The following is a 12,922-nucleotide window of genomic DNA, read 5'->3' as shown; positions in this document are numbered from 1 at the left end:
TTGCCGTGGAAACTTTAGCCCATCTTCGGATGGGCTTTTTTCTCCGCGAATTCATCGTTCATTCGCTTTAATTCCGGCTTAAAGATTACAATGCACTAAATTAGTGCAGAGGAACGCTGTATGGCAACTGCCTCACTGCCCGATGCAGGGCAGATTCTCAATACCTTAATCAACAGTATTTTGTTGGTGGATAACGATTTGGTTATTCATTATGCCAATCCTGCGGCACAGCAATTACTGGCGCAAAGTTCACGTAAATTATTCGGTACGCCGTTACCTGAATTGACCGGCTATTTTTCGCTGAATGTCGAGGTAATGCGCGAGAGTCTTGAGGCGGGCCAGGGCTTTACTGACAGTGAAGTCACTCTGGTGGTCGATGGCCGGGCACACATTATGTCACTCACGGCACAACGGTTGCCTGATGGCTTAATTTTGCTGGAAATGGCGCCCATGGATAATCAGCGTCGTTTGAGTCAGGAACAATTACAGCATGCTCAGCAGGTTGCGGCTCGCGATCTGGTGCGTGGACTGGCCCATGAGATTAAAAATCCGTTAGGGGGATTGCGTGGCGCCGCTCAGCTGCTGTCCCGCGCCCTGCCCGATCCCGCGCTGAACGAATATACCAAAGTTATTATCGAACAGGCCGACCGCCTGCGGAATCTGGTCGATCGCTTATTAGGGCCTCAACAACCGGGTATGCACATTACCCAGAGCATTCATCAGGTCGCTGAACGGGTGGTTAACCTGGTCTCGATGGAGCTGCCCGAAAACGTGTCTCTGGTCCGCGATTACGATCCCAGTCTGCCGGAGTTACCTCACGATCCTGACCAGATTGAACAGGTTCTGCTGAATGTCGTGCGTAATGCGCTACAGGCGTTAGGCGAGGACGGCGGCACGATCGTGATTCGCACCCGTACGGCCTTTCAGCTAACGCTGCATGGCACGCGGTATCGTCTGGTCGCCCGTATTGATATTGAAGATGACGGCCCCGGCATTCCGGCCCTGCTCCAGGATACGCTGTTTTATCCCATGGTGAGCGGACGTGAAGGCGGAACCGGTTTAGGTCTTTCTATTGCCCGTAGCCTGATTGATCAGCATTCAGGAAAAATTGAGTTTAACAGTTGGCCGGGTCATACCGAATTTTCGGTTTACCTGCCTATTCGCCAGTGAGGTTTCTATGCAACGAGGGATAGTCTGGATCGTCGATGACGATAGCTCCATCCGCTGGGTGCTTGAACGCGCGCTCACTGGAGCCGGTTTGAGCTGTGCGACCTTTGACAGCGCGAATGACGTGCTGAACGCATTAGCGACGAAAACCCCGGACGTTTTATTATCAGACATTCGTATGCCAGGTATGGATGGTCTGACGCTGCTAAAACAGATTAAACAGCGTCATCCTATGCTTCCGGTCATCATTATGACGGCGCACTCCGATCTGGATGCCGCGGTCAGTGCCTATCAGCAAGGGGCATTTGATTATCTGCCGAAGCCGTTCGATATCGACGAAGCTGTCGCGCTGGTTGAGCGCGCCATCAGTCACTATCAGGAACAGCAGCAGCCACGCAATCAACCCGTCAGCGGCCCAACGACCGATATTATCGGTGAAGCACCCGCCATGCAGGACGTGTTTCGTATCATTGGCCGTCTTTCCCGCTCGTCGATCAGCGTTCTGATCAACGGTGAATCCGGGACGGGTAAAGAACTGGTTGCACATGCGCTGCATCGCCACAGCCCTCGTAGTAAGGCTCCTTTTATTGCCTTAAACATGGCTGCGATTCCAAAGGATTTGATTGAATCTGAACTGTTTGGCCATGAAAAAGGGGCGTTTACCGGTGCCAATCAAATCCGCCAGGGCCGTTTTGAACAGGCAGATGGTGGCACGCTGTTTTTAGATGAAATCGGCGATATGCCGCTGGATGTTCAGACTCGCCTGCTGCGCGTCCTGGCTGATGGACAATTTTATCGTGTTGGCGGCTATGCGCCGGTCAAAGTTGACGTACGTATCATTGCCGCAACGCACCAGAACCTTGAGCTGCGGGTGCAGGAAGGCAAGTTCCGTGAGGATTTGTTCCACCGCCTGAACGTTATTCGCGTGCATCTCCCGCCTTTGCGTGAGCGCCGTGAAGATATTCCTCGTCTGGCTCGTTATTTCCTCCAAGTGGCTGCACGGGAGCTTGGCGTTGAAGCCAAGATTCTGCACGCGGAAACCGAAACCGCGCTAACGCGTCTGCACTGGTCGGGTAACGTGCGTCAGTTGGAGAACACCTGCCGTTGGTTAACCGTTATGGCGGCGGGGCAGGAAGTGCTGATCCAGGATTTACCGCCTGAACTGTTTGAATCCAGCACGCCAGAAAGCCCGACGCAGTCGTTGCCTGACAACTGGGCGACACTGCTGGCGCAGTGGGCGGATCGTGCACTGCGTTCCGGTCATCAAAATCTGCTGTCTGAAGCTCAGCCGGAGATGGAGCGCACATTACTCACCACAGCGCTACGTCATACCCAAGGGCACAAGCAGGAAGCAGCACGTTTGCTCGGCTGGGGAAGAAATACCCTGACGCGTAAGCTTAAAGAACTGGGCATGGAATAAGAAACTAACCCGCCGGGACAGCCTGTGCTGTTCCGGCTTTTATATCACGCGTGAAAACGGCTGTTGCCGCGCTTTTTGTCGTAAACAGGCATCGAAGCACATACAAATATTACGAATCAGTAACCGTCCGATCCCCGTCACTCTCAGGCCGGTTGCGTCCTGCTCCACCAGCCCGTCAGCCACCAGCGGTTTTAACAGCGCCAGGTCTTGCGCAAAATACGTTTCAAAGTGAAGGTTCCACTGGGCTTCCACCGCGCTGAAGTCGAGCGAGAAGTTGCAGATCAGCGCTTTGATCACATCACGACGTAAGCAATCATCATCACGTAGCGTTAAACCCCGCCACAACCCATGACCCTGTTTTTCGACCTGGCTGTACCAGTCGTTAAGGCCTTTCTGGTTTTGTGCATAGCTGTCGCCAATCATGCTAATGGCAGATACGCCGAGACCCAGTAAGTCGCTGTCGCCCTGGGTGGTATAACCCTGAAAGTTACGGTGCAGTTTCCCCTCGCGCTGTGCCACTGCCAGCTCGTCCTGGGGTTTCGCAAAATGATCCATGCCGATGAACTGGTAGCCATGCTGAGTCAGCGTTGCGATAGTTTGTTGCAGGATGTCCAGCTTCTGCTGTGGCGACGGCAGCTCATCGTCTTTAATTTTACGCTGTGCGGCGAACAGTGCGGGCAGATGGGCGTAATTGAAGACGCTGAGACGATCGGGATCGAGTGCGATAACGCGCTGCAGGGTATAAGCAAAACTTTCGGGCGTTTGCAGCGGCAGCCCGTAAATCAGATCAATGCTGGTTGAACGAAATCCCTGCTCGCGTGCCCGCGCCATTAAGGCAAAAATAACCGCTTCATCCTGAACCCGATTAACCCGCTCCTGCACCGCTTTATTAAAATCCTGTACGCCCATGCTCAGGCGATTGAAACCGCACGCACGCAGATGATCGATCACATCCAGTTCAATTTCACGCGGATCGACCTCAATCGACATCTCCGCGTCATCGACAAAGGTAAAGTGCTGTTTCAGCAGCGCCACCAGCCGGCTGATCTGCTGTTTATTGAGAAACGTGGGCGTCCCGCCGCCCCAGTGCAACTGGCTGACCTGACGACCACGAAACAGCGGTGCGCGAGCAACGATCTCCTGCTCAAGCGCATCCAGATAACGGTCGGCTTTGTGCAGCTGACGCGTGACAATCTTATTGCAGCCACAGAAATAGCACAGGCGATGACAGAACGGGATGTGGATATACAGCGATAACGAACGTTGTGGATAGCGCTCGGTCGCCCGTCTGAAGTCATCGGCGGTAAAGTTATCGCTGAACGCTAATGCGGTGGGATAAGACGTGTAGCGCGGCCCGGCATAGTTATACTTTTCAATTAACGCCGGGTCCCACTCAAGCTGCATTGCTGACATGCTTACTCCTTCCGTTTACGTCGCCGTTGTAAAGGTCGCGATACAGAAGGAAAGAGAGGAGAGCGGGCGGGAACCCGACGTAAACGCTGCTTCAGACGCGACAGTCGTTGTAGTTTAAACATTAACCACAGCAGATAACATGTCATCAACAACCATAAAATTGATCCAGGCCAAAACATTGTCGTTTACCTGTTAAGCGGGGCATGCGGATTAACGCATGCCGATCAAAAATGCTTAATTACCTTTAAGCAGGCGGTACATATCTTCTTCCGCCTCCTTGTCCTCTTCTTCGTCCATCTCAATGCCAAGCTGTTCCATCAGTTCGTCAATGCGATCCAGGGTGACGTCGAGCCAGCCCTGATCATCAGATGACAGCGTCTCACCTTTTTCAAGACGATCCAGCAGCGCATCAAGGCGCTCACTGTTCTCCAGCTGCGCCAGCTCTTCTTCAGGCGTGAGCGCGGCTTTTTTCTCTGCGGCCGGTTTCGCCGCGACTTTTTTCACTTTCGCCGGTGTGGCGTTTTCGCCAGCAATCAATGACACCGGCTTTTTGCTGCCAATGCGTGGATCTTTCGCGGCATCACTTTGCTTGCTGGTGTTGCTCTGAGTTTGCGGGTTAGCACGGCTGCCAGACGCATGACCGCGATGCTTTTTGTCGCGTTTACGATCGCGCGCTTCATGATTGATATCGTCACGCGATTTGCGTTTAGCTTTGGCGACAGGCTTACCTTTCGCAGCGCTTGCAGGTTGCTTCATAATATTGGGTCCCGGTGTTTTTTATTCAGTATAGAATTGCGGCGAAATCTAGCAGAAACCAGACAAAGAAAAAAGGCGACAGCTCAAGCTGTCGCCTTATTTCATACCTTCGGCAGAAGGAATCATGTTTCAAATCCGTTTCGGCTCACAACATCCCGGTTAATCCTGCGCCTGCTCAACTCTTGAGCCTGTCCTTTTCCTTTTCCGGTCCGACATCCCTGACCATTTCCACTCCAGCCGCTCTTCGTCATCCCGACGTTCCTGAGCGCATCATCCTGATGAGTGCGTCCTGCACTGCTGAATAATGTAGACCATCTGGTAAAACCCTCAAGTAACACTTGCGGGGTATTTGAGCGTAAAAACCTATACTTAAGTATAATGCCCTGAATTTTAATCATTTATTTTTTTAATTATTTAATTAAAAAGAGACATAACTGGCAAGATTTATGGCAAATGTCTCACAACCTTACCTGACCAATGGTATTGAGCACTTTCACGCCATAACGCGTATAATCAGCGCCATTGCCCTAATGCGTTCCTGGAGTATTACCTTGTCTGAACTGAATTACCATGTCACCCGCTTCATTCTTAGTGCACCGGACATCCGCCATTTGCCTTCTGATACCGGCATCGAAGTGGCGTTTGCTGGCCGTTCAAACGCGGGTAAATCCAGCGCCTTAAATACGTTGACCAATCAAAAAGGCCTGGCGCGAACCAGTAAAACGCCCGGTCGTACGCAGTTGATTAACCTGTTTGAAGTCGCAGAAGGTAAACGCCTCGTCGACTTACCGGGTTATGGCTATGCCGAAGTGCCAGAAGAGATGAAACTTAAATGGCAGCGGGCGCTAGGTGAGTACCTGCAAAAACGGCAGGCGCTCAAAGGCCTGGTGATACTGATGGATATTCGCCATCCGCTTAAAGATCTGGATCAGCAAATGATTCAATGGGCGGTAGAGAGCGGCATCCCTGTTTTACTGCTGCTGACTAAAGCTGACAAGCTTGCTTCCGGCGCACGTAAAGCCCAGCTCAATGTGGTGAAAGAAGCCTCAATGGCGTTTATGGGTGATGTGCAGGTAGAAATTTTCTCATCGCTGAAAAAAATTGGCGTTGATAAAGTGCGTCAAAAGCTGGATAGCTGGTTTAGTGAGCTTGAGCCTGCTGTAGAAGATCAGGACACTGAGGCATAAGCGAAGCGATGTGCTACGTATTTTTAGCGTTTTTCCAATAAAAAACGCCCCAGTCACAGAATGACTGGGGCGGCTAAATTCAGCCAAATCCGATTACGTGAAGTAAAAGGTCTGAAAGATAGAACATCTTACCTCTGTACCCTACGCCTCGAACTTTACCTGATTTTTTGTGAGCGACAAAGGGTTTTTTGTTGCTCCCTTTCATTTTTAATCACTTTTTTTACCGCACTCGTCACAAAAACGAGAGTGGGATGTAGTTAAATTACAAAAAAAGTGCTTAGGCCATAATAAGTTACTGCACCGTTTTGCGGCTTCAGCGAGGGCCGACGCCTGTTCCCTGCCTGCCCACGGGACATCGCATAACAGGTGGCGCGTTAACGCCACCTGTTATGGCCGTATCAGTGCGCCTGTTCCCAATTATCTCCGACACCGATTTCGACCAGTAAGGGCACATCTAACGCCATACTGCCTTCCATCAGCGTGCGAATCTGCTTGCTGGCCTCATCAACGGCATCGGCTTTAATTTCAAACACCAGTTCATCGTGCACTTGCATGATCATCCTTACCGCATCATCGTTCTGCTTCTGCAGCCAGCTATCAACCGCAATCATGGCGCGTTTGATGATATCTGCAGCCGTCCCCTGCATCGGCGCATTAATCGCCGCGCGTTCAGCCGCCTTACGACGAATGGCGTTACTGGACTTGATGTCAGGCAACCACAGACGACGTCCATCCAGCGTTTCAACATAACCGTTACTGGCCGCGAGCTGGCGCGTGTTTTCCATATAACGCAGCACGCCGGGATAGCGTTCAAAGTACAAATCCATATACTTTTTCGCTTCGCCTGCGCCAATGTTTAGCTGGCGAGATAACCCAAATGCACTCATGCCATAGATAAGACCAAAGTTGATGGCCTTGGCACTACGGCGTTGTTCGCCCGTAACCTTACTGAGCGGCACGCCAAAGACTTCTGAGGCGGTGGCGCGGTGGATATCCTCACCTTGGGAAAAAGCATCCAGCAGGCCTTTATCCTGCGACAGGTGCGCCATGATGCGCAGTTCAATCTGCGAATAGTCCGCCGCGACAATGCGGTTGCCCTTGTCTGCGATGAAGGCCTGACGAATGCGGCGTCCTTCATCGTTGCGCACCGGAATGTTTTGCAGATTAGGATCGGTTGAAGAAAGGCGTCCGGTTGCCGTCACCGCCTGATGATAAGACGTGTGCACGCGCCCGCTAACGGGATTTATCATCAGCGGCAGCTTGTCGGTGTAAGTTGACTTCAGTTTCGAGAGTCCACGGTGCTCCAGAATCACCTTCGGCAGGGGATAGTCCAGAGCCAGCTCTGCCAACACTTCTTCACTGGTAGAGGGCGCGCCACCCGGTGTTTTTTTCGTGGGCTTAATTCCCTGCTTTTCAAACAGAATGACCTGCAGCTGTTTCGTCGAAGAAAGATTGAAGGGCTCACCCGCCAGCTCATGTGCTTTAAGCTCAAGCTCAGCCAGACGCGATGTCAGCTCTTTCGAGTGCTGCGCCAGGATAGCCTGATCGATCAACACGCCATTACGTTCTATACGTGAAATCACTTTAAGCAGCGGCATTTCAATCTGTTCAAAAACCTTTTTAGGTCCGGCTTCTTTTTCAAGCTCTGGCCACATCTTCAGATGCAGCTGTAAGGTCACATCGGCGTCTTCTGCTGCGTAGTGCGCGGCCTGCTCAAGGGCTATCTGATTAAAGGTAAGCTGATTTTTACCTTTACCGGCGATCTCTTGAAAGGTGACGGTTTTATGATTCAGCCAGCGCGCAGAGAGGCTGTCCATATCATGCTTGCCTACCACGCTATTCAGGATGTAGGACTCCAGCATGGTGTCGTATTTGATACCGGCAAGTTCTATATCGTAGTTTTTCAGGACGCCACGATCGTATTTGAGATTTTGGCCGACTTTGCTGGCGTTAGGATCTTCCAGCAGCGGCTTGAGTTGCGCCAGTACGGCATCGCGGTCGAGCTGCTCCGGCGCATCCAGGTAATCATGTGCCACAGGCAGATATGCCGCATCACCCGGCGCTACCGCAAAGCTGAGACCGATAATGTTGGCCGTTAACGTGTCCAGGCCATCGGTTTCCAGATCAAACGCAAAGACCTCGCTGTTTTTCAGCTTTTCAGCCCAGGTGTCTAAGGTTTGCTGATCCAGAATGGTGACATAGCCGTCAGTTGATAACAGGCTGGTCGCCTCAACGCTCGCCGCCGGCTCATCAGCAAGGGCCTGCTGGGATTGTCGGTTGCTCTTATTACCTTGCAACCATTTTCCCTCTTGCAGGTCAGTCAACCAGCGCTTGAATTCGAAACGGCTAAACAGTGCCTGCAGTGCTTTGACATCAGGTTCACTGACCGTGAGCGCTTCGCACGGCTGCTCAAGCTCAACGTCAGTTTTGATGGTGGCAAGCTGATACGAGAGAAAAGCAACATCGCGATTCTGTTCCAGCTTAGCGGCCATGGTTTTTGCACCACGGAATGAGAGATCGGCGACTTTATCGAGATTATCGTAAATCGACTGCATCCCACCTAACCCCTGCAGCAGCGCCTGGGCCGTTTTTTCACCCACGCCCGGCACGCCAGGAATGTTATCTGAGCTGTCCCCCATCATCGCCAGAAAATCGATGATTAAAGCGGGCGGCACACCATACTTTTGTTCCACTTCTTCCGGCCCGAGAATGGTGTTGGTCATCGTATTAATCAGGGTAATCGCCGGCGTGACCAGTTGCGCCATATCCTTATCGCCTGTACTGATCAGGACAGAATAGCCTTTTTTCTCCGCCTCTAACGCCAGCGTGCCAATCACATCATCCGCTTCGACACCGCTTACGGCTAACAACGGCAATCCCATCGCGCGCACCATTTCATGCAGCGGTTCTATTTGTGACCGCAAATCATCGGGCATCGGTGGGCGGTGGGATTTGTAATGTTCAAACAGCTCATCCCTGAAAGTTTTGCCTTTAGCGTCAAAGACCACAGCAACATGTGTAGGGCTGTATTGTGCCAACAGGCTTTTCAGCATGTTCAGCACACCATACATAGCACCAGTAGGCTCACCTGCAGTGTTGGTTAGCGGCGGGAAAGCGTGGTACGCGCGATAAAGATAGGATGAGCCATCAACCAAAATCAGGGGGTTTTCTGCTATTTGCGCCATATGTCTGTGTATTCTTCATTGCCATGGATTGGTCTATAAGGATGCCACACCTTGGCGAAAAGGGTTAATCAAGACAAACCGAGATCGGCGTTTTTCGTGCTTCTGTAATCGGGATCGCAACGATCTTTCTGTGGATAACTTTGTGCGTAAAAATTATATCAATAGTTTATTTATAGTATAAAAAAGATTGAGGCTAAATTTAATCACATAAAAACAATGAGTTAATTTAAATCCGTGATGCGATCGTGATTTTTAATGGCATGTTTGCTTGTGTGGATAGAAAAACTGTGCTTCCTCAACCTGCCAGCGATGTGCGTAGTGATTACAAATGAAAACGCCAGCGTATGCTGGCGTTATGCAGGGTACTCAGCGTAAAACGCTTATTTTTTCTCAACCAGGAACTTAACCACGTTGGCATAATCCGCCACAAAGTTCGCCATCGAGCTGGTATCCAGACCACCGTTATTAACCATGTATTTACCGTTAATAAAGATCGCTGGCACACCTCGCAGATCAACATCAGAGGCCGCTTTTTGCTGCTGGGCCACCAACGCTTTTACCGCAAAGCTGTTCCAGGCCGCATCGTATTGCTCAGAGGAAATGCCCGCTGCTTTAATGAATACCTCTTTCAGGCTGGCTGCGTCAGTAATCGTCTGGGTTTTCTGGATGCCATCAAAAATAGGTGACGTGACTTTATCTTCTACGCCCAGCGCCATAGCCACTGCCCACGCATGGGTAACAACCGGACCTAAGTCGCCACCAAGGAAATCGACATGGTATTTAACCATCTTGGTATCAGCTGGCAGATTTTTTTTCACTGCATCACTGACATGGTAGATTTGCTCGAACTGGTAGCAGTGCGGACAGAAAAAAGAGAAAAACTCCATGACCTGCGGCTCACCTGCTATAGGCTTAGGCAGGCTAACGTACTGTTTACCTTCAGAAAACTGTGCAGCAGATGCGCTAAACGCCAGCACCAAACCAATCAGTGCAAAAAATATTTTCTTCATTGGGGAAAACTCTCCTGACTTTTCATTAAAATTGCGGGGCCAGCTGCAACGGCGGTTCCCGTAACACCTTTTCCTGCTCGATAAACTGCAAAATTTGCCTGCGCCAGAAATCCTCATCCGTCATCCAGGGGAAGGCGCGCGGAAAAGCAGGATCCTGCCAACGGCGAACCACCCAGGCCAGATAATAAATCATGCGCATGGCACGTAAAGGCTCAATCAGTGACAATTCATTAATATCGAAGTCGCTGAATTCACTGTAGGCGTCCAGTAAAATATCCCACTGAATACGCTGTTCCTGTCTGTCGCCACTGATTAACATCCACAAGTCCTGAATGGCCGGACCATTGCGGGCATCATCAAGATCGACAAACAGCGGACCATCACGCCACAAAATATTACCCGGATGGCAATCACCATGTAATCGTAGCGGCTGCCAGTCACTGTGCCAGCTTTTGCGCAACGTCACGCCGAGTTTATCGACGGCTTCGAGCAGTGCATTGCGAAGTGAGGCTGGCACGAGCCTGGTTTTTGCCAGTTCGTCCCGCGGCTGATCCAGATATTCTTCAAGCCCTATCGATGGACGTTGCTGAAACAGGCTTTTGCGGCCAGTTTGATGAATACGTCCCAGGAAACGGCCTACCCATTCCATCTGATCTTCGTTGTCAGTTTCATACTGCCGTCCACCCAGGCTGGGAAAGACTGCATAGTAAAAGCCAGCATGACGTTGCAGCGTATCGCCCTGCAAAACTAACGGCGCGGCAATCGGCACCTCATCGTCCAGCAAATCCTGGGAAAACCGATGCTCTTCGGTGATCTGTTCTGCACTCCAGCGCTGAGGGCGATAAAACTTAGCAACGTAGCGGCGTTTTTCATCGTCGCTAAACTGATAAACACGATTTTCATAGCTGTTCAGGGCGGTTAAACCAGAATCCACCCGAATACCCGTTTCCCAAAGCGCATCCAACAGGACATCAGGATTGAGCGTCTGGAAGTTAAAGGCGGCATCACTCATGGTTATCCCTGTGCTTATCTTTACGGTTAATCGCCAAGGATAACACTACTCGTCATTTTTGATGACACCGCGTGTTCGTAGCAGGGCTGTTTTAAAATCAACTTCATAATCTTTTTTCAGGCCTGGAATCTGATCGTCGCTGGCTGAATCACGCATTTTTAGATGATAAATCAATACGTCATCGCTTAATTCACTTAATGGGCCAATGAAACCGGACTCTTGTGCCAGTTTTTGTAAAAATGCCAACAGGTTAAGATCGGGTTCTTTTTCCCACGCCGGTAGCAGGAGTTCAAGCAATTCAGTCAGCCGATGCGTTTTCATGACGATTCCTTAATGCAGGGTGCGTTATATCCAGAATGAAGCAAGGAGACAAAAATGACAGCATTCACCGGTGTAATCCTTGCTGGCGGACAAGGTAGCCGTATGGGTGGGCAGGATAAAGGGTTACTCATCATGCGAGGTGAACCACTTTATCAGCACGTTTTGCAGCGGTTGAGGCCACAGGTAGACATTGTGTTAATAAGTGCTAACCGCAACATTGATCATTATCAGCTAAGTGGTTGTCAGGTCGTAACAGATTCGATTAAAGACTACCCTGGACCGCTGGCAGGTATGCTGAGTGGTTTGCGGAACAGTCCCACAGAGTGGGTGGTATTTTGTGCCTGTGATACACCCAATATCCCTGGCGATCTTGTCGCACGTCTATGGCAGCAGCGTAACAACGCTCTTGTCGTGTGGGTCAAATCGTCACAGCGAGATCATCCCACCCTGGCGTTAATGAATAAGGCGATCGCCGACGATCTTGAAGCCTGGTTGATGCGCGGTGAGCGCCGACTGATGCAATTTATGCGTGAGCATGGTGGGCATTCGGTGTCGTTTAGCGACCCGGAGTCGGCTTTTAGCAACATCAATACGCCTGACGACCTTGTGGAGCAGGAGAAATCATAATGTGTGTTCCGTTGTTGGCCATTGTCGCCTGGAGTGGGACCGGTAAAACCACACTTCTTGAGCAGGTTATACCCTTGTTAAGGGCGCAGGAGATACGTGCAGGATTGATTAAGCATGCCCACCATGACATGGACGTAGATACGCCAGGCAAGGACAGTTATCGACTGCGCCAGGCCGGAGCCGATCAGGTTATTGTCGCCAGCGACCGTCGTTGGGCGCTGATGTGTGAAACGCCCGAGCAGCCTGTGAGTTTAATGGCGTTAGCACGGCAAATGGACAGCAGACAACTGGATGTGGTGTTGGTAGAAGGGTTTAAAGGTGAACCAATACCAAAGATTGTGCTTTGGCGATCGGGCGTGAAAGGTGAGCTTGCAGCACTACTGGATGAGAACGTCGTGGCTGTCGCCACTGACGACATGACACTAAAGCTGGACGTGCCTGCCATGAATATCAACCAGCCAGAAGCAGTGGCCGCGTTTATCATGACATGGCTGGGTAAAAAGAAGCATTAAGGGCAGAGAGGTAGGGAGTGAGAGCGTCTGTGAGCAAGTTTTACCCAGATCAGCGGCGTTCTCTGCAGGGCTTTTTCATCTTCGGACGGAGAAAGTGACGTAAATTCCGTTATGACGGACAGGCCATCCGGCTTTCTCACTCGCCGTTTCATCCCATCCCGGCCCGGCGGTTTGAATGACGCGGACGGCGCTCGCGCAGTCCCGGACGCGCAGGAAAGCCGGCCTGACGCCCCGCTTTCCGCAGGTTACGGACGTAAAAAAGCCCTGAACTTTCGTTCAGGGCTTCTTCACTTGTTTGATGCCTGGCAGTTC

11 protein-coding genes are annotated in these 12,922 nt (G+C 51.1%); 5 read left to right on the top strand and 6 right to left on the bottom strand.

Going from position 1 to position 12,922, the window contains the following annotated elements:
• The first annotated feature begins 120 nt into the window (after window positions 1–120).
• Both glnL and glnG read left to right on the top strand, forming a co-directional pair.
• Entirely contained in the window at window positions 121–1,170 is a 1,050-nt protein-coding gene (glnL, locus tag NR177_RS16655) for a nitrogen regulation protein NR(II) (RefSeq protein ID WP_063877743.1), read from the top strand.
• A 7-nt stretch (window positions 1,171–1,177) separates the two neighbouring features.
• On the top strand, window positions 1,178–2,587 hold the full coding sequence (glnG, locus tag NR177_RS16650; protein WP_014332989.1) for a nitrogen regulation protein NR(I): 1,410 nt from the start codon (window positions 1,178–1,180) through the stop codon (window positions 2,585–2,587).
• A gap of 39 nt (window positions 2,588–2,626) precedes the next feature.
• On the opposite strand, the gene hemN is transcribed toward glnG, so the two are convergent.
• Both hemN and yihI read right to left on the bottom strand, forming a co-directional pair.
• A complete protein-coding gene (hemN, locus tag NR177_RS16645) occupies window positions 2,627–4,000 on the bottom strand; it encodes an oxygen-independent coproporphyrinogen III oxidase (RefSeq protein ID WP_063877744.1) in 1,374 nt (457 codons plus the stop codon).
• A gap of 234 nt (window positions 4,001–4,234) precedes the next feature.
• Window positions 4,235–4,756, bottom strand: coding sequence for a Der GTPase-activating protein YihI (yihI, locus tag NR177_RS16640; RefSeq protein WP_256853269.1), 522 nt, complete (start codon window positions 4,754–4,756; stop codon window positions 4,235–4,237).
• 551 nt (window positions 4,757–5,307) lie between these two features.
• Here yihI and yihA point away from each other — a divergent pair.
• Window positions 5,308–5,943, top strand: coding sequence for a ribosome biogenesis GTP-binding protein YihA/YsxC (yihA, locus tag NR177_RS16635; RefSeq protein WP_096011138.1), 636 nt, complete (start codon window positions 5,308–5,310; stop codon window positions 5,941–5,943).
• Window positions 5,944–6,341: 398 nt separating this feature from the next.
• Here yihA and polA read toward each other — a convergent pair whose 3' ends face one another.
• The 4 genes from polA to NR177_RS16615 form a co-directional block, all read right to left on the bottom strand.
• Window positions 6,342–9,128 carry a DNA polymerase I gene (gene polA, locus NR177_RS16630; protein ID WP_256853268.1) on the bottom strand — a complete coding sequence of 929 codons (2,787 nt, stop codon included), beginning with the start codon at window positions 9,126–9,128 and terminating at the stop codon, window positions 6,342–6,344.
• Window positions 9,129–9,508: 380 nt separating this feature from the next.
• Entirely contained in the window at window positions 9,509–10,138 is a 630-nt protein-coding gene (dsbA, locus tag NR177_RS16625) for a thiol:disulfide interchange protein DsbA (protein WP_063877747.1), read from the bottom strand.
• Between the two features lie 25 nt (window positions 10,139–10,163).
• Window positions 10,164–11,150, bottom strand: a complete 987-nt coding sequence (locus NR177_RS16620) for a serine/threonine protein kinase (RefSeq protein WP_096011133.1) — start codon at window positions 11,148–11,150, stop codon at window positions 10,164–10,166.
• Window positions 11,151–11,195: 45 nt separating this feature from the next.
• On the bottom strand, window positions 11,196–11,471 hold the full coding sequence (locus NR177_RS16615) for a YihD family protein (protein WP_256853267.1): 276 nt from the start codon (window positions 11,469–11,471) through the stop codon (window positions 11,196–11,198).
• 54 nt (window positions 11,472–11,525) lie between these two features.
• On the opposite strand from NR177_RS16615, the gene mobA reads away from it, so the two are divergent.
• Both mobA and mobB read left to right on the top strand, forming a co-directional pair.
• A complete protein-coding gene (gene mobA / locus NR177_RS16610) occupies window positions 11,526–12,098 on the top strand; it encodes a molybdenum cofactor guanylyltransferase MobA (RefSeq protein WP_109718222.1) in 573 nt (190 codons plus the stop codon).
• A complete protein-coding gene (gene mobB, locus NR177_RS16605) occupies window positions 12,098–12,610 on the top strand; it encodes a molybdopterin-guanine dinucleotide biosynthesis protein MobB (protein ID WP_256853266.1) in 513 nt (170 codons plus the stop codon). The genes mobA and mobB overlap by 1 nt, the downstream gene beginning before the upstream one ends.
• Window positions 12,611–12,922: the final 312 nt, after the last annotated feature.

This window comes from Pantoea sp. Fr+CA_20 (assembly GCF_024520835.1).
GTDB classification, from domain to species: Bacteria; Pseudomonadota; Gammaproteobacteria; order Enterobacterales; family Enterobacteriaceae; genus Pantoea; species Pantoea allii.
This window is presented reverse-complemented; position numbering and strand designations above follow the sequence as displayed.